General features: G+C 63.9%; 16 protein-coding genes. 4 read left to right on the top strand and 12 right to left on the bottom strand.

The window, feature by feature from the left end; all coding sequences use genetic code 11:
• Positions 1–271: 271 nt before the first annotated feature.
• From AXK11_RS06295 to AXK11_RS06275, 5 genes are all read right to left on the bottom strand, one after another.
• Entirely contained in the window at positions 272–1,483 is a 1,212-nt protein-coding gene (locus AXK11_RS06295) for an ABC transporter permease (protein WP_068630411.1), read from the bottom strand.
• Between the two features lie 94 nt (positions 1,484–1,577).
• Entirely contained in the window at positions 1,578–2,366 is a 789-nt protein-coding gene (locus AXK11_RS06290) for an ABC transporter ATP-binding protein (protein WP_068630409.1), read from the bottom strand.
• A complete protein-coding gene (locus AXK11_RS06285; protein WP_068630407.1) occupies positions 2,363–3,799 on the bottom strand; it encodes an efflux RND transporter periplasmic adaptor subunit in 1,437 nt (478 codons plus the stop codon). The genes AXK11_RS06290 and AXK11_RS06285 overlap by 4 nt, the downstream gene beginning before the upstream one ends.
• Positions 3,800–4,225: 426 nt before the next feature.
• Complete coding sequence (gene coaD / locus AXK11_RS06280; RefSeq protein WP_068630406.1) at positions 4,226–4,720, bottom strand: pantetheine-phosphate adenylyltransferase; 495 nt, start codon at positions 4,718–4,720, stop codon at positions 4,226–4,228.
• A 92-nt stretch (positions 4,721–4,812) separates the two neighbouring features.
• The gene (locus AXK11_RS06275; RefSeq protein WP_068630404.1) at positions 4,813–5,370 is read right to left on the bottom strand and encodes a hypothetical protein; all 558 of its coding nucleotides are present in this window, start codon (positions 5,368–5,370) and stop codon (positions 4,813–4,815) included.
• Positions 5,371–5,448: 78 nt separating this feature from the next.
• On the opposite strand from AXK11_RS06275, the gene pgsA reads away from it, so the two are divergent.
• Together pgsA and AXK11_RS06265 are read left to right on the top strand one after the other, a co-directional pair.
• Positions 5,449–6,126 (top strand): CDP-diacylglycerol--glycerol-3-phosphate 3-phosphatidyltransferase, encoded by a 678-nt coding sequence (gene pgsA / locus AXK11_RS06270; RefSeq protein ID WP_082780971.1) that lies wholly within the window; start codon positions 5,449–5,451, stop codon positions 6,124–6,126.
• A 52-nt stretch (positions 6,127–6,178) separates the two neighbouring features.
• Positions 6,179–6,703 carry a phosphatidylglycerophosphatase A family protein gene (locus tag AXK11_RS06265; protein WP_082780970.1) on the top strand — a complete coding sequence of 175 codons (525 nt, stop codon included), beginning with the start codon at positions 6,179–6,181 and terminating at the stop codon, positions 6,701–6,703.
• Between the two features lie 278 nt (positions 6,704–6,981).
• On the opposite strand, the gene AXK11_RS06260 is transcribed toward AXK11_RS06265, so the two are convergent.
• The 4 genes from AXK11_RS06260 to AXK11_RS06245 all read right to left on the bottom strand — a co-directional run bounded on the left by AXK11_RS06260 (position 6,982) and on the right by AXK11_RS06245 (position 11,086).
• Positions 6,982–8,922, bottom strand: a complete 1,941-nt coding sequence (locus tag AXK11_RS06260) for a glycoside hydrolase family 36 protein (protein WP_197456825.1) — start codon at positions 8,920–8,922, stop codon at positions 6,982–6,984.
• A gap of 274 nt (positions 8,923–9,196) precedes the next feature.
• Positions 9,197–9,823, bottom strand: coding sequence for a transcription termination/antitermination protein NusG (nusG, locus tag AXK11_RS06255; RefSeq protein WP_231865778.1), 627 nt, complete (start codon positions 9,821–9,823; stop codon positions 9,197–9,199).
• Positions 9,820–10,254 carry a type II 3-dehydroquinate dehydratase gene (locus tag AXK11_RS06250; protein ID WP_068630399.1) on the bottom strand — a complete coding sequence of 145 codons (435 nt, stop codon included), beginning with the start codon at positions 10,252–10,254 and terminating at the stop codon, positions 9,820–9,822. The genes nusG and AXK11_RS06250 overlap by 4 nt, the downstream gene beginning before the upstream one ends.
• A gap of 76 nt (positions 10,255–10,330) precedes the next feature.
• Complete coding sequence (locus tag AXK11_RS06245) at positions 10,331–11,086, bottom strand: Nif3-like dinuclear metal center hexameric protein (protein ID WP_068630397.1); 756 nt, start codon at positions 11,084–11,086, stop codon at positions 10,331–10,333.
• 104 nt (positions 11,087–11,190) lie between these two features.
• Between AXK11_RS06245 and AXK11_RS06240 the strand changes: the two genes are divergently transcribed.
• Positions 11,191–11,754 carry a deoxycytidylate deaminase gene (locus tag AXK11_RS06240; RefSeq protein ID WP_082780968.1) on the top strand — a complete coding sequence of 188 codons (564 nt, stop codon included), beginning with the start codon at positions 11,191–11,193 and terminating at the stop codon, positions 11,752–11,754.
• A gap of 133 nt (positions 11,755–11,887) precedes the next feature.
• Here the strand turns inward: AXK11_RS06240 and AXK11_RS06235 are convergent, their stop codons facing one another.
• From AXK11_RS06235 to AXK11_RS06225, 3 genes are all read right to left on the bottom strand, one after another.
• Positions 11,888–12,757, bottom strand: a complete 870-nt coding sequence (locus AXK11_RS06235) for a PIG-L deacetylase family protein (protein ID WP_068630391.1) — start codon at positions 12,755–12,757, stop codon at positions 11,888–11,890.
• 170 nt (positions 12,758–12,927) lie between these two features.
• Positions 12,928–14,073: a phosphotransferase enzyme family protein gene (locus AXK11_RS06230; protein ID WP_068630389.1), complete on the bottom strand. Its 1,146-nt coding sequence runs from the start codon at positions 14,071–14,073 to the stop codon at positions 12,928–12,930.
• Positions 14,074–14,137: 64 nt separating this feature from the next.
• Complete coding sequence (locus tag AXK11_RS06225) at positions 14,138–15,142, bottom strand: nucleotidyltransferase family protein (RefSeq protein ID WP_068630414.1); 1,005 nt, start codon at positions 15,140–15,142, stop codon at positions 14,138–14,140.
• A 314-nt stretch (positions 15,143–15,456) separates the two neighbouring features.
• Here AXK11_RS06225 and rny point away from each other — a divergent pair, with 314 nt between their 5' ends.
• Entirely contained in the window at positions 15,457–17,031 is a 1,575-nt protein-coding gene (rny, locus tag AXK11_RS06220) for a ribonuclease Y (RefSeq protein WP_082780967.1), read from the top strand.
• Positions 17,032–17,238: the final 207 nt, after the last annotated feature.

Genomic DNA, 17,238 nt, shown 5'->3' with positions numbered 1-17,238 from the left:
CAAAAGCCGTACAGTAGGGAATGCCCGACCTCCGGTCGGGCTGGAGATTATACCCGTAAACTCTTTCGCCGCGCCTCAATGGGTTTTCGCTTCATTCGCGCACGAGATGAGGCACCTGACGAGCCGCCAACGAGCGGCTCGCAAAATGGAACGCTCGAAGAGCGTGTCGCAACGCGACAGGGGGAGGTCTCGTTAAATTTGCGATTTTGGGCGGACGCGCAGCGCACGGACAAAATCGCAAATTCAACGGCAAGTGGCGCCTCGCCTCTCTTCACTCGTAGCGGAGGGCGTCGATAGGGTCGAGGAGGGCGGCTTTGCGCGCGGGGTAGTAGCCGAAGAAGATTCCCACAGCGGCGCTGAAGGCGAAGGCGATCAGCATCGAGTCGCTGGAGATGAGGGTGGGCCAGCCGTTGAGGTGCGACATGAGCTGCGACATGCCGACGCCGAGGCTGATGCCGAGCAGGCCGCCGAAGGCGCTGAGGACTACGGCCTCGGTGAGGAACTGGAGCATGACGTCGCGGCTGCGCGCGCCTATCGCGAGGCGGATGCCGATTTCGCGGGTGCGCTCGGTGACGCTCACGAGCATGATGTTCATGATGCCGATGCCACCGACGAGGAGCGAGACGCCGGCGATTGCGCCGAGGAGCAGCGTCATGGTGCGCGTGGTGGCGGTGGCGGCCTCGGCGATCTCGACCTGGTTGCGCACGGTGAAGTCCACGCGCCCGCCCGGGCGGCGCTCGGCGAGCAGGTCGTGGATGCCCTCCTGGATGCGCTCCATGTGCTCGGGCGCATCGGCCTGTACGAGGATCGAGGCGAGGTTTCGCTGCCAGGTGATGCGGCTCAGGAAACTGGTGATGGGGATGATAACGACGTCGTCCTGATCTTGGCCGAAGGAGTTGAAGCCTTTGGGGCTGAGCACGCCGATGACGCGTAAGGGGGTGAAGTTAAAAAGACGGATCGTTTTGCCGATGGGATCTTCATCGGGGAAGAGCTGTTCGGCGACGGTCTGGCCGATGACGGCGACCTTGGCGCTGCGGTTTTGCTCCTGTTCGGTAAACATCACTCCGGAGGCGAGCGGCCAACTGCGGATCTGCAGGTAGTCTATCTCCTCCCCGTAAACTTGGGTGCGCCAGTTAAGCCCGTTGGCAACGACTTGGGCACCGCTCCGCATCTCGGAGCTGACGCCGATGACGCCCGGAATTTCGCGGGCGATGGCCGTGGCGTCGGCGCGAGTGAGGCTGCTGCCAGAGCCCCAGCCACCGCGCAGCCCGCCTGTATTACTGGTGCCGGGCCATACGAGGATGATGTTTTGGCCGAGGCCGGCGATTTGGGCTTCGACCTGGGATTTTGCGCCGTTGCCGATGCCGACCATCGCAATGACGGCGGCGACGCCGATGATGATCCCCAGCGCGGTGAGGGTCGAGCGCATGACGTTGCGTCGAAGGGCCTGGAAGGCGATGGCGATGGTGATGCCGATTCTCACAATCTTCGGTTGTTTTATTGGGCGCGTCGTCGTTGCCGACGGTCCGGGGCTTCAGGGGGTTGAGTGGGAGAGAGAGTGTGTGTGGGACTGTCAGCTAGGCAGCGGCGTTTTCGGCAGAGTCGCCGCTTGAATCGCGCGGGGTGGTGGCGAGGTAGCGAGCCATCTCCTCATCGGCGAGGGTGCGCGGGGAGACCGCGACGTCGTTGACGACGAGGCCGTCGCGCACGAGCAGGTCGCGCTTGCAGAAGCGGGCGATGTCGGGCTCGTGCGTGACCATGATGATGGTCATGCCTTCGTCGTTCAGGCGCTGGAAGACGCCCATGATCTCGATGGAGGTTTTGCTATCGAGGTTGCCGGTGGGCTCGTCGGCGAGGAGCACTTGCGGCTGGTTGGCGATGGCGCGGGCGATTGCTACGCGCTGCTGCTGGCCGCCGGAGAGCTGCGAGGAGTAGTGGTGTGCGCGCTGGGCCAGCCCCACGATTTCGAGGCTGCGCATGGCGCGCTCGCGCCGCTCCTGGCGGGAGGGGTGGTCTTCGCGGTAGAGCATGGGCAGCTCTACGTTTTCCAGCGCGGTGGTGCGGCTGAGCAGGTTAAAGCCCTGGAAAACGAAGCCGAGCTTGCGGTTGCGGATGTCGGCGAGCTCATCGCGGTCGAGTCCGGAAACGTCGACGCCATCGAGCAAGTATTGGCCGGAGGTGGGGCGATCGAGGCAGCCGATGGTGTTCATGAGGGTGGACTTGCCGGAGCCGGAAGCCCCCATGATGGCGACGAACTCACCGCGCTCGATTTTCAGGGAGATGCCGCGCACTGCGTGCACGGTGGCCTCGCCCGAGGCGTAGGTCTTGCGAATGTCGCGGAGCTCGACGACTGGGGTGTTGCTCATCGACGGCGGGCGGGTTGAGGGGCGAAGGGGTTGCCGGAGGCGGAGGCGCTGCTCGACTTGGCGGACTTTCCGGAGGTGATGAGCGCGCTGGTGATGAGGTTATCGCCCTCCTCCAGGCCCTCAATGACTTCGGTCTGGATGCCGTCCGTGATGCCGGTCTTGATGGTGACGGGGATGACCTCGGGCCGCTGAGGCGTGCCGCCGAGTTTGTAAACGGTGCGCGTGACGGGTGCGTCCACGGCTTCGGGGCTTTGGCGTGCCGCGCGGCGGAATCCGCCGGGGCCGCCGGCTGCTCCCGCGCCGCCACCCATCGGGCCGGGGAGGGTGATGCCGCGTTCGGCAGCCAGTTTTTGCATGCGTGCGCGGACTTCGGGGCTGGGCGGGCCGCTGCCCGGGGTGAAGCCCGCGTCGCGCATGAGTTGCTGCATTTGTGCGCGCGAGTCGGTGGAGCTGGCGGTAGCGGTAGCGGCGTCCCCGCGCGCTTCGGGCGGAGGGAGCAGGGCTTCGGGGATGCGCACGCGCAGCGCGCTATTGGCGAGCCGGAGTGTGTTTTGGCGCTCGGCGACGATGACCGAGACGTTGGCCGTCATGCCTGGCTTGAGCTTCAGGTCGTCGTTGGCGACCTGGATGATGGTCTGGTAGTTGACGACGTTGGACGAGGTGGTGGGCGAGTTGCGGATCTGGACGATGCGGCCGCGGAACTGGCGATCAGGGAAGGCATCGACGGTGAAATTGACGCGCTGGTTCTGGACGATCTGGCCGATGTCGGCCTCGGAGATCAGCGCGTTGATCTGCATCTGGGTCAGGTCGGCAGCGATGATGAAGAGGACGGGGGCATTGAGGCTGGCAGCGACGGTGCGGCCGACCTCAATCTGGCGGTCGAGGACGATGCCGTCGACCGGCGCGTAGATGGAGCAGCGGTCGAGGTCGACGCGGGCGTTTTCGACGCTGGCCTCGCGGGTCAGCAGGTTGGCCTCGGCCTGCTTGAGGTTGGCCTCGGCCTGGTCGAGCTCTTGCTGGGAGACGAGGTTGCGCTCGCGCAGCTCGCGGGTGCGCTCGGTGTTGAGCCGCACGAGGGCGTGGTTGGCCTGGGAGCTGGCGAGGTCGGCCTCGACCTGGCGCAGCCGCTGCTCGTAGGTCGCCGGGTCGATGCGAGCGATGAGCTGGCCCTCCTTGACCGGCGAATTAAAGTCGACGAGCACCTCTGTAATGAGGCCGGAGACTTGGCTGCCGACTTGGATGGAGGTGACGGGCTCGAGCTGGCCCGTGGCGGTGACGATCTGGGCCATGTCGCCGCGCTCGACGCTCGTGGTGGTAAATACGGCGTTGGTCTCGGCACTACTTCGATTGCGCATCCAGAACCCGAGGCCGAGGCCCACGAGGACGAGGAGGAGCAGGAGCTTGCGGAGGGGGGAGCGTTTTTTGCGGGCCATGCGGCGGATGGGGCGTGGGTTGAGGGTGTGTGCGCTGAGTCGGTGAGCGTGTTTGAAAAAGCGTGCGTGTTACCGCTGCTGCGGGCGGCAGCGGGGAAGCAGGGACGGCGACAAGACGGTAAGCCCACAGGCCGGTTTCGTGCGCAGAGTGCCTTTTTGCGGCCTTCGACTGTTTTCATTGGCAGCGCGGTCGTTCGACTGGTTCCGTGGGGCGTGTCGCTGTTAGCGACACGTCCTCTGCCTCGCCGCGGGTACAAACGTGCCTGCGCCGCACTGCTCCTCAGAGCCCGACGCGCGACCAGCAGGAGTTGTGCCAAATAAAAGGGGCTGCGCCCCAATCGATATGGCTGTGTGATTCCGGCGGCGCGGAGTCGAGGTCCCGTTTTATGACGCGCCGCAATTTGCAGTACGCGGCTGATATCGGGGTTAATCGATATGGCCGCGGGATTCGGCGGCGCGCTTGAGGGCGGTGGCGACGATGGGCGGGACGAAGTGGGAGACGTCACCGCCGTACTTGGCGACTTGTTTGACGAGGGTGGAGCTGGTGTAGCTGAACTGCTCGCTGGGCATGACGAAGAGGGTTTCGAGTGCGGGTTGCAGGTGGCGGTTCATGAGCGCCATATTAAACTCGAACTCGAAGTCGGAGAGCGCGCGCAGCCCGCGGATGATGGCTTGCGCGTTTTGCGCGAGGGCGAAGTCCACGAGGAGCCCGTCAAAGACGGTGACGCTGACGTTGGGCAGGTCTTTGATCGTGGCCTGCACCATGGAGAGGCGCAGCTCGACGCTGAAGAAGGGCGCCTTTGTGGAGCTGCGGGCGATGGCGATGGTGACGTGGTCGAAGAGCTTCGCGGCGCGCGCGAGCACGTCGAGGTGGCCGTTGGTGATCGGGTCAAAGGTGCCCGGGTAGATGCAGTGGTGCATTCGGAAGAGTGGCGGTCGTTGCGAGGGAATTGGGCGGCGGTGGCGTCTACCCTTAGCGTGGCTGAGTGCTTGGGCCAGCGTGGCGGTTGTCGCTATTGCGGGAAGATGAGATGGAGCTGGAGGGAGCGCAGGCTGGAAGGCGAGCTGACTTCGCCGCGCCCTAGCTCAATGAGCAACTCAACCGGGCGTACAAAGCTGCGGTTGCCCTCAGTCACGACTTCTTCTTTGTGGCGGATGAGGTGCTCTTGGCGGCCTTCGCGTTGGTCGGGGCGTTCGTTGCGGTTGCGGTCGCCGAAAAAGGTGAGGGCGAACCCGTCGTAGAAAAAGTGAACGCTGACTTTTTCTTCGCCGCGCCAGCTTTTCCGGGAGTTGCGCCTCAGGTGGAGCTCGAGCCGGTAGAGGTTTTCGCCCACAGGAGTGACTAGCGGCGGATGTTGATCGGAGAGCACGTAGTCGCGCTTGTTGATCGTGGCGCGGGCGGCGAGCAGGCGAAAGTCGATGGGGTGGGCCACGGTGGCAATAGAGTACGCTGGCGGTGGCGGCTGGCCTTGTGCGTGCACAGGTAGAGGCGCGGTGTTGATAGCGAAAAGGCCGAGTGCGAGTGCGGCGAGGCGGGGTAGGCGCGGTGAGGGGGTGTCGGTGAAGGTCATGGGCAAGGGGGGCCTTGTGTGGGCGGTTTGGTGCGAAATTGGGCGTCGGCAGAGCGGGCGCGTGGGAGAGTCAAGCGGATGTTAACAGGCAAGTGGAGTGGGAGAGTTGGCCATAGAAAACCGTTGATGCGGTCGGCGCGGCGGTGTGTTTTCGGCGGCGGCGTGCGTTTTACTCTACCCAATATCCTGACGGTTTCCCGTGTTCCTGCGCTGTTTGCGATCGTGGCATTGATGTATGGCGATTTTCGGTGGGGCGCGACGGCGGCTTTCTGGCTATTTATCGCGGCGGCGTTTTCGGATTGGCTGGATGGGAAGTTGGCGCGCAGCGGAGGGCAAGTGTCCACTTTTGGCCGCTTCATGGACGCGGTGATCGATAAGGTGATGGTGATCGGGCTGATGGTCGCGCTGGTCAACGGCGGCTACTTCATGGCGTGGCGGACGACGGCGATGGTGCTGCTGCTGTGCGTGATCGGGCGCGAGTTCATCGTCTCGGGGCTGCGGATGGTCGCCGCGAGCAAGGGCGTGGTGGTCGAGGCCGATGGGGGCGGGAAGCTGAAGACGTTTTTACAGCTCAATGCGATAGGCTGGCTGCTGGGCTGGCGGATGTTTGTGCGCGACTTTGTGGAGGGTGAGCCCGGGCTGGGGATGGCGGTGGTGCACACGACCGGACTCGTCTTTTTCGGCGCCTCGGTGCTGCTCGCGATCACTTCCGGTTGGTCGTATTGGCGCAAGCACGGCTACGTCGTTCGCGACTGAGCCGCGCCGGGCGAAAACAGTGACCTGTGCGTTTGGCGATTTCGGACTCTCCATGAAGGCGTTTAAGCAACCTCTCTGGCCGAAGTTTTTGGCAACGGCGGTGGTGCTTAACTGCGCAACCCTGGGGCCGCTGGGGCGGCGACTGCCCGCGCCGGGGACTTGGGGCAGTGTTGCCGGGCTGTTGTATTTTACGGTGTTTTTTGCCGAGCGTTACGGGGTGCTGGGGACGCTGCTGCTGAGCGCGGTTGGCATTTATGTGGCGATTGCGATTTGTGGCGAGGCGGAGTTCCGGCTCGGGAAGCGCGACCCGGGCGAGATCATCCTCGATGAGTTTGTCGCCGTGCCGCTGTGTTTTCTGGGCTGGCCGCTGCTCACACCCGAGCTGCCAAACTGGCTGATCTTCCTCAGTGGCTTCGCGCTCTTCCGGCTCTTCGACATCGTAAAGCCGTTTGGAATCAAGCGGCTCCAGGAGCTGCCCGGTGGTTTGGGCGTAGTGGTGGACGATGTGGCCGCGGCCCTGCTGGCCTGCGCCGTGCTTCACATCGGCGGGGCACTCGCGATCCACCTCGTTTTGTGATGCTCCGGCCTCTGTGAGTAACGAAATAAAGACCCCGCGTACGTGTGCACAGTTGGTGTGCCCCGCCCCCTGTACCGCGCCGTTCGGCAAGTGTGTGATGTAATCGCGGAAGGTGCTAGTGCCCGGAAGTAGGCGGGGCTAAGCTCTACGGCGAAGAGCGTGTTACACACCTAACCACAGAGGGGCCGTGGTACTCCAGAGTGGTCAGGGAGGGGCTTCAAATGCCTGCGCGCGCTCCGCTATCAGAAAGGAGCGCGAGTTTTGTGTACGCGTTTTTATCAGCCTACCCGCTGATATTCAATGAGTATGCTGCTGCGTGTTTGGGCGATTGTGATGACTGTTTCTTTGAGCTTTGCCCCAGCTACCTGAGCTGGGGCAGCCACGCGGTAGTCATCCCATCGGGTTACTTGGTAGGTGGCGTTGGCATCAATATGTTCGGGGAACAGCGTGACGGTCTCCGAGTCGGCATCGGGGCCGCGCAACGCCACGATGATTCCGCTGGAGTCAGAGTGGCGATGGTACTGGAGGGCCATCCACACTTCTTTCCCCAAAGAGGGGGCGATCAGGCCGATCCGCTCCTCGCCGATAAAGGGGCGCAGACGTTTGTTTTCGGCAATCGCCGCGATGGCATTGGCGTACTCGGGGTCCTGCTCGCCAGGCAGTGCACGGTAAGCCATGAGTGCCGTAGAGAGTGCGCTCCGGGTGGCATAGGCATCAAATCTTTTGATAATTCCCAGATGGTCGGGAATCCAGTGCCCAAGCCCCCAGCATTGAAGCTGACTGGCGATATTCAGCTCGGCCCCCCCTTTATCCATCAGATAGTCACTGCGCCAGAGCGGCACCGAACGGCGCATGGTCTCCAAGTCAATCCGCCGCCCGCCCGACGCGCAATTATCGATCACCAAGCCGGGGTGAGCCGCCAAGAGCCGATCCCATAGCTCATAAAGCCCTTCGACATACCTGATCTCCGTGATCCCCACCCGGTCAGGCGCATCCGCTGCATACCACGCATCAAGCGGCGTGGTATTGAAATCCTGACGAAAGATATCCGCATTAAACTCTGTGATCAGGGAGGAGATCTTGGCGAAGGCCAAATCGACCGCGCGAGGATCGCCGAGGTTTAGGAGTACGTTGTCCTTCTTCCACCAATCGTGCTGAGCGTTGTGGCCAGGATAGCTGAGGAAGAGTTCGGGATGGGCACGCGCCCACTCGCTGCTTTGCCGTGCCCGCTCTGGTTCCATCCAGAAGATGAACTTCATCCCCCGCTCGTGCGCACGGTCGCTGATGGGGCGCAGCCCACGCGGTAAGTCGCTGCGCCGCACGTACCAACTACCAACCTCCTCAACCCAGTTGGGCTGGGTCCCGTACCAGCCGGCATCGACCCAGTATGTTTCGAATCCCAATGCTGCGGCCTGCTCCAGTGCCGCGATCTCGCCTTCTTCGCTAATAACCGGATTCCCGTGGAGGAAATCGTACATCATTGAATAGGCCGTAAAGCCAGTTGACCCTCCATCGGCCGCTCTCGGCACGACGTGCTTGGTCATGTGTGCGCGTGCCACGCGGCGGGCCTGGTCAGCCGTCTTGCCAGGAGCCCGTGCGAGCAATACCGAAGGCAACCTCACCGACTCCTGCGGCTGCAGCACGAACCCAACCTGCGGTAGTCCGACTTCAATCTGTAGGAGCCCGTTAGTGTGTCGAAGCGTGGCACACCACCGTCCACTCCAGCCAATACCGATGGCCAAGGAGTCATGCCTATCTGTCAGGGCAAAGAAGGGAAAGATCCCATCCGACGAGCGTCCGCCCTTCGGCATCAGCTCAACAACGCCGATATCCAGCTCCGTGCGGTCGACATAGTCATTAGGCGTAGAGTCCGAGCCGTTGGTTCCATAAAAGTCCACCGGGCCGCGCGTCGGCCACGAAGCTGCAAGTGAGCGTACTTCGGTTATGCGTACGGAAGGCTTGGGACTGTTATTGACGAGCGTGGGAATCCATTCCGTGACGGCCCCGATAGCTCGCCATTGGGCGCGGATTTGCAAAGTCGGCTCCGAAACCGAATGGAACACACGGACTGTCCACGAGGCGTCCGGATGCGCCTCGTCTCCGATGGAGACAAAATCATCAAGTGTCTTGCCGCTGACGGCCAAGCTTCCGGGCCAGCGATCATTAGGGAGGGAAAAGCTAGGCGCGATAGAAGAGGTGGATACTGTGGGTGTTTTCATTATGGGGCGGGGGGAGTCATTACACATTGGCCCTGGCTGTGTGATCGTGTCTGGAAGCGACAAGAACTGGAGAGGTGTACACTGCTGAGCGTGCGGTGGCCTACGTGTGTTGTTATGCTCAACGAGTAGGGAAGCCCAAAATTACCCAGTTGCAGTTGTATATATACCGATGGTTTGGGCGTAGTGGGGGACGATGTGGCCGCGGCCCTGCTGGCCTGCGCCGTGCTTCACATCGGCGGGGCACTCGCGATCCACCTCGTTTTGTGATGCGCCCTCAGGGCAGCACTTTCAGGTCAACAGCGGGGATCGGCACGAGCAGCCCTTGTTGCAAAACATCAACTGAGAGGAGTACGCCGCCGCGCGGGTTGTGCGGGTCTTCGACTTGGCCTTCGACGCCTTTTAGCGGGCCGCTGATGATTCGCACGCGGTGGCCTTTGGCGAGTTGCGGAGTGAGGCGAAAATCGAGTCCCGAGGCGATCAGGGCCTTGATGTCGGCGAGCTGCGCGAGCAGCCGCACCGTGTCCTCAACCTCAATGGCGCGCGCGAGCAGGTCTTGCTGGTAAATGAGCGCCTTCCGTTCGCGCGGCACCTGGGCGAAAACGTAGCCCGGGAAAAGCGGTTTGCTGAAGCGCTTGATCCGCGTGCCGTAGCGTCTCTCGCTGCCGATGAGTGGCAGGTAGTGCTCGAAGCGCTGGGCGCGCATCAGCTCGGCAAACTTCTTTTCGCAGCGCGGCTTGCAGTGGCAGACCAGCCACGGGTCGGCGGGCGCGGGCACTGCGGGGGCTGCCTTTTGATCGAGTGGCTCGTCGGTTGCGCTTTCCCGTGTGCCTGCCGGGGCCGCGCCGCCCTCGATCCGCGTGGCGCCAGCGGTTGGGCGGCCGCTACCTGTTTCCGCGTTCACAGCCACTGGGTGATTTGATCGAGGGCTTCGGCGTAGCCGCCAAAGCCTTTGCCGCTGATCATGGCGCGACAGGCTCCGGCGGTCATCGAGTGATGGCGAAAGGGTTCGCGCGCCTTGATGTCGGAGAGGTGCACTTCGACGGCGGGCAGCTCGGCGGCGGAGAGCGCATCGCGCAGCGCAATACTGGTGTGCGAGTAGGCGCCGAAGTTGACGATGAAGCCGGCGATGCCCTCGTCCGTCAGCGCGTGGATTTTATCGACGAGTGCCCCCTCACTCGCGGACTGGAAAAACGTGGTGCCCAGCCCCCGCTGCCGGGCTCCGACGCGGATAAAGTCCTCCAGGTCAGCGAGCGTGGCGTGCCCGTAAACTTCGGGCTCGCGCTTGCCGAGCCGGTCAAGGTTGGGGCCGTGCAGGATGGCGATTGTTTTCATTGGCGCGTTGTGCGGCGAAGGCCGCTGTCAGGTGTCGGGCGTTTTTTTAAGGGTGCTGCTGGCAGCGTGGATTTGGCTAAAGCGGATTTTCCGTAGAGATAAACTCCCAAGGCAGGGAAAACTTGTCGGCGAGCTCGGCAGCGAGCGCGCGCACGCCGTGCGTCTCGGTCGCGTAGTGGCCGCAGAGGTACAGGTTGAGCCGGCTTTCTTGGGCGAGGTTGAAGTGCTCTTCGCGCAGCTCGCCCGTGATGAGCGTATCGACGTGGCTGCCCGCGAGCTCGCGCAGCGCGCTGTTACCGCTGCCGCTGCACAGGGCGACTTCGCTGGGCTGCTCACTGCCGTAGCAAATCGCGGTCACGCGCGGGTAGTGCTCGCGCAGCCGCGCTTCCAGCTCCTCGCGCGGGCGCGAGTTGCGGCAGATCAGGCCGATGTCGCCGCCCGGGTTGGGCGCGAAACCGCGCTCGGGCGCGAGGCCGAGCTGGCGCGCGATCAGCGCGTTGTTGCCGATCTCGGGGTGCGCATCCAGCGGCAGGTGGCTGGAGTACAGCGCGCAATCGGCGCGGATGAGCGTGGCGACACGCTCGTAGACCGGGCCGACCAGTGGCCGCGGCATGTCCCAATACATGCCGTGGTGCACGAGCAGGAAATCCACGCCTGCCGCTGCCGCTTTTTGGAAAGGGATGAGGCCCGCATCGACTGCGGCGCCGATCCGCGTGACCTTGCCCGAGTTGGCGACTTGCAAGCCGTTGTGCGCGGCAGCGGCATCGACAAAGGCGCTGCGGCGGGTGCGTTGGTCACAGTAGGCGACGAGTTCGGCAGTAGTAGGAGGCATAAAGAATGGTAGTGGCAGAGTCGGACTCGCTGTCAGGCTTGGAGGTTTCGTAAAAGTTTCGAGGTGGATTTTCTTGAGTGCGCTCCGTAGCGCTGAGGGTGCCCATGAGTGATTCACTGCCGCCACAACAAACGCCCCAAAATGAGGACTGCGCGCCCTCACGCCCTCCCTGCTCCTCGCGGGCTTCTTCGGCCTCACCGGTCGAGCTCGTGGCAGCAGCAGCAGCGAGCTTTGAGCGCCGCCCGACCTGGGATGAGTATTTTATGGCGACTGCGGTTCTGATCTCGACGCGCTCGACCTGCGAGCGGCTCAACGTGGGCTGTGTGATCGTGACTGCCGGGCAGACGCATAAAAACCGGATCGTCGCCGCAGGCTACAACGGCCACTTGCCCGGCTCGCCGCACAGCTCCCTCATGCGCGACGGCCACGAACAAGCGACCGTCCACGCCGAGCAAAACGCGATCTCCGATGCGGCGCGGCGCGGCTCCTCGGTCGAAGGCTGCACTGCCTACGTGACGCATTACCCCTGCATCAACTGCGCCAAGATCTTGGCCTCCGCCGGCATCGCCAAGATCTGCTACCGGCTCGACTACCACAACGATCCCCTTGTCAAACCCATGCTTGCCGAGGCCGGTATCGAAATCGTGCAACTGGGCAGCCAGGTTTAATTGAGCTGCTGACGGGGCGGCCGACTTCGGGCGCGGTGGGTCTGGTTACCCTTGGCTGGCGCAATAGAGAGCGGCGGCCGTCGGTCCGCCAACGAGTGGCCCGCAAATATAATGAGCAGCGAGGGTTTCCGCCTCAAACTGCGCCGAGGCGGGTGAGGCGGTCTTGGACTTCGGTGCGGACGCGGTCGATGATGCCGAGTGAGTAGTCCTGGAGGCTGGGGGCGCCGTCTTGCACGAGGGGGGTCAGGTCGAGGGCCCAGGCGAGCTCGGTAAAGGAGTCGGTGGCCAGCGGTTCGTAGAAGGTGGCGTTGGAGCGGTGGCGGCCGAGGGCGGCTTCGTCGTAGCGTTTGCCGCCCGCGACTTGCGAGGCGAAGACCTGGATGAGCGGGAGCTTGAGCTCGGGGTGACCGCTGGCGTCGAGTGCGACTTTATCGGCGTCGAGGATCCACTCCAGGCCGCGCCAGCCTTCGACGCCGAAGATTTTCTTGGGGCGCGCCTCGGGCGGGAGGGCGCGGATGGCCTTGAGGCAGTGCAGGAGCGTGGCGACGTGGGTGTCGTGTTTGTCGAGTGGCTGGTGCAGGTAGACGATCTGGGGGCGGCAGCCGGAGAAGATGGCGTGCAGGTCGGCTTGCACGTCGGCGTTGTGCGGGTCCTTGGCGGCGGTGTTGGGGTGGGAGAGCTGGATTTGCAGGTTGTAGCGGCCGAGGCGGGCGGCGGCGCGTTGCTCCTCGATCCGCGTGGCGCGCATCTGGTCGTTGGTGAAGTGGGCAAAGGCGCCTTCGCGGGCGCTGCCTGCGCCGTCGTTTACGATGACGCCGGTGAGGTGCCGGTCGGGCCGGTCGTAGCACTCGGCGACGGCGGGGTAGGCGTTGATCTCGATGTCATCGGGGTGGGCGAGGACGCAGAGGTGTGTGGTGCGGGCGAGCGCGGCGGCGGGCTCAAGCTGCGCGGAGTCGCTGGTCTCGGGCAGGTAGATGTCGGCGTTGGGGTGTGAGAATTTCATGGGACGGTGGATTTACGGAGATGGAGCGCGAGTGCGAGCGCGTTTGCGGCACAACTTTGGGTGGGGGGAACGGCAGCGCGTGTGCGCGCGGGTGTGCTGGAGTAGCGCGCCCAGCGTGTGAGGTGCGTGTCGCACCTGGCTCACGCGTGTGGGCGTTCTTGCTCGTTGAGTCAGGTACGGTCGAGGATGCGGTTAATGGCATCGGCTTGCGTGTCGATGCTGCGCACGAGGGCAAACTGGGTGCGTGCGCGCACGAGGTTGTGCTCGGCGTAGTGGGTTTTGAAATACACGTCGCCTTGGAGGTGGTCGGCGAGGAATCGCAGGCCGGTTTCGTAGGTCATGAGTTTTCCGGCGAAGCCGAGGTGCGCGAGCTCGGCGGGGCTGAGCATGGGGCCGATATGGGAGCCCATGTAGCCTTCGACGAGTGCGGCGAAGAGCGGGATCTCGAGGCGCATGTTGGCGGGCTCGGGATCATCCTCGAGAGTCGAGCTGGCGGCGGTGCGCACCATGTCTCCGAAGTCGTAGAGCGGTAGCCCGGGCATCAGCGTGTCGAAGTCGATGACGGCGACAGCGCGGCCGGTGGCATCGTCGAGCATCACGTTGTTGATCTTGGTGTCGTTGTGGGTGATGCGTTCGGAGACTTCGCCGCGGGCAAACAGGTCGAGGAGGCGGTCGCACTCGCTTTCGAGCGAGAGCGCGAAGTCGATCTCGGCGCGCGCGGCGGCGGCGCGTCCGAGCGGGTCGCTGGCGAGTGCGGCGCGGAAGCTCTCGAAGCGGAGGCGGGTGTTGTGGAAGTGGGGGATCGTCTCGTGCAGGCGCGGGCCGGGGAGCTCGGCGAGCTGTGCCTGGAAATCGCCAAAGGCGCGCGCCGCCTCGCGGGCTTGGGCGGGTGCAGTGACGCGATCGATCGTGTGGGCGGCTTCGATAAAGTCGTAGACGCGCCACCAGCCGCCCTCCGCATCGCGGGTGTAAGGCGCCGCGTCGCGTGTGAGGATGAGGCGGAGCTGGCGGTCGGCGCTGCCTTCGGGCGCGGCGGCGGTTTTGCGCGGAGCGGTTGAGCTGCCGGCACTCGTCTGCCCGAGGTGCGCCGTCACGCGCTGGATGTTATCCATCAGCGCGGGTACGTTTCTGAAAATCCGGTCGTTGATCCGCTGCGCGATGTAGCGTTTGGGCCGGCCAAGTCGGGTTTCGCAGAGGACTTGAAAGGTGTCGTTGATGTGGCCGCTGCCGTAGGGGGCGGCGCTCAGGAAGCGGCCTTCGAGCGCGAAGGCCGCGAGCGTATCGGCGAGGTTTTGCGGAGCTGGGGTAGTGCTCATCGGGGTTGGTTTTCTTGGGGTGAGGTTTTGGGGGAAAGCGGAGCTGAGGGAGCGGGGCGGGGTTTTAGAAAAGCTTCTTCGGGTAAGTCCCTTGGGCGACGAGTGCGGCGAGCTGGGCGACCACTCGCGGGCGGTCTTCGCGATAGGTGACGCCGAACCACTGGCTGCTCGTGGGCAGGAGCTGTACGGTTGCCGCGCCGCGCGCGATCAAGGTTGAAACCGCGGCGGGCAGGTAGAATTCGCTCTTGGGCTGGGCTCCGTGCGCGCCGAGAAACTCGTGCAGTTGCGCGTCCAGTTCTGCAAAAAGCCGGGGCGAGAATCCCCAGCAATTCATCGAGACCACTTCCTCGCCCGAATAGTGCGGTGCAGTTGCGGCACCAGTTTCGACGGCGGTTGCGATTTCCACGGAGGTAGTGGAGCGTGCTGCACTGCTTGTCATGCGATTTGTCGCGTTGGCGTCTGTCCTGGAGCCGTCGCGGCTGCTGCCGACTTGGCCCGCGTGGATGCCGGTGTGCTCCTCAATTGATTGGAGCTGGCCCGTTGCATCGACGCGGCAGATGCCGCGTGAGACCGCGCCATTTTCCGAAAGCGTATTTTTGAGCCGGAAGCCGACCATCGCCGCGCGGACCTGCGCTTCGTCGTGAACGGCTCCGCTCGTCAAAAACCGGGCGAGCTGCGCGAATGATTCCGCGCCATAAAAGTCGTCGGCATTGATTACCGCAAAGGGTTCGGCGATGTGCTCGCGCGCGCACCATACGGCGTGCCCCGTGCCCCAAGGCTTTGTGCGACCAGCGGGTACGGCGTAGCTGCCGGGCAGTGCATCGAGCGATTGGTGCGCGCAATCGACCGCGACATGGCCCGCATACTTGGCAGCGACCTGCTCGCGAAATTGTTGCTCAAAATCGCTGCGGATCACGAAAACCACTCGGCCAAAACCAGCGCGCAGCGCGTCGTAAACGCCGTAGTCGAGCACGGTCTCGCCGGAAGGGCCTACAGGGTCGAGCTGCTTGAGGCCGCCGTAGCGCGAACCCATGCCGGCAGCGAGGACAAGGAGGGTGGGGAGCCGCATAAAAAAAGAGGCGCGCACAACAAGCCATTACCCCCCACGCATCGACTCTTTTCCCGCTCCCTGCGAAAAATCACCTAGCGAATGCCCCGCTTGCCGTCTGCGCTATGGCCATTTACTGGTGCGAGGAAGTCTCTGCCTGCGCCCTCAGGGCGGTGCCGTTTTCTGTGCCACAAATGGAGTAGCGCGCTTGGGGCAAAGTGCTGCGCTGGCGAGGGGCCGAACCGCGGCGCGACAGTGGTTGCGCGGCAAAGTTCCCAATTAAATACTCGAATAGTCTGCGGGCCGGCTTAGGGTCTTCCCTTCTCCTGTTCCTGATGCCCACGTTTAGCCAAGCCACTCTATTCCTCGCTGCGGGTACGCGGCTCGACTGGAGTTTGGCGGTCTACGTCTTGGTCGGGATGGGGATCGGCTTCTGGTCGGTCTGGCTCGTCACCCGATCGATCCGCCGCGAGGCCCGCAAAAATGCCGATACGCTTGTGCAGGTGGCGCGGCGCGAGGCGGCGGTCGCCGCCGAGGAGATTCGCCAAAAGGCGGCCGAGCGCATCCGCAAAAAGCGTGCCGCGCTCGCCGAGGAGTTTGCCGCCAGGGAGATCGACACGGAGGTGCGCCTGCGCGAGATCCGCGCGCACGAGGAGTCGCTGTCCCTCCTCGACTACCAACTGGAGCAGCGCACGGAGCGGCTAAACCGCGAGCTGGCCGCGGTGCGCCAGACGCGCGACACGATCAGCGCGCTTTCGGCGAGCGTGCGTGAGCGTCTGGAGGGCGTCTCGCAGATGGACACCGAGGCGATGAAGCGCGCCCTGCGCGAGGAGGTCATCCTCGAATGCCAGGACGAGCTGCGCGCCCTGCGCCGCGAGATCATGGAGCGCTCCGAGCAGGAGCTGGAGATGCAAGCGCGCGACAAGCTGGTGACCGTCATGCAGCGGCTGGCCGTGCGCCAGAGTTACGATCTTTCGGCGACGATTGTGCAGCTCCCCAGCGAGGAAATGAAGGGGCGGATCATCGGGCGCGAGGGGCGCAACATCAAAACCTTCGAGGCGGCGACTGGCGTGACCCTCCTGATCGACGAGACACCGCAGACGGTCCTGATCTCCTCCTTCGACCCGATGCGCCGCGAGGTCGCCCGTCTCGCGCTCGAAGCGCTCGTCAAGGATGGCCGCATCCACCCGGCCACGATTGAGGAGTTTGTAAAAACAGCGCAGACCGAGATCAGCTCTAGCGCCGATCTCGCGGGTGAGGAGACCGTGACGCGCCTCAACATCAACGGCCTGCACCCCGAGATCATCAGCCTGCTGGGCAAGCTGAAGTACCGCTTCGCCTACAACCAAAACGTCCTCGACCACCTGGTGGAGTGCGCGCTGCTGGCCTCGATGATCGCCAGCGAGCTGGGGCTCGACCCCAATATCGCCAAGCGCGCCGCCCTCTTGCACGACATCGGCAAGGCGGCACCCGCAGGCTACGAGGGCAGCCACGCGCGAGTCGGCGCGGCCTTTATCAAGCGCTACGGCGAGACGCCGATCGTGGTAAACGCGGTCGAGGCGCACCACGAGGAAGTGAAGCCGGAGACGATTTACGCGGGCATCGTCATCCTCGCCGACACGATTTCCGCGGTGCGCCCAGGCGCGCGAGCCGAGAGTGTCATGAGCTACATCCAGCGGCTGGAGCGGCTGGAGAATTTGGCAAATGCAATCAAGGGCGTGCAGCAGTCCTTCGCGATTCAGGCGGGCCGCGAGATCCGCGTCGTCGTGGCGCCCGATGCGGTCGATGATGATCGCGCTCGCGAGATCGCGCGCGAGTTGCGCCAACGCGTCGAGGCCGAGCTCGATTACCCGAGCACGATAAAAATCACCGTCATCCGCGAGCAACGCTTCACCGAGACGGCAGCTTGAGGGCGGGCTCCTTCCACCGCGCGTGGGGCGGTGGCGTGGCGCCACGTGCCATTCAATTTGGGAGTCGGCCTCGGCGCTACGCGCCGTCGCCGATTCCCAAATTAGCCTCCCTGTCGCTTCGCGACAGGAGAGGAATCCCAAAACGCAAATGAGAGGCGCTTACCCATTTGGGCGCGGCGAAAAAGTTGACGGGTTAAACTCCCACCT

Source organism: Cephaloticoccus primus (assembly GCF_001580015.1).
Classification (GTDB): domain Bacteria; phylum Verrucomicrobiota; class Verrucomicrobiia; order Opitutales; family Opitutaceae; genus Cephaloticoccus; species Cephaloticoccus primus.
Note: the sequence above shows the minus strand (reverse complement) of the source record. Positions and strands in the feature narration are given on the sequence as shown.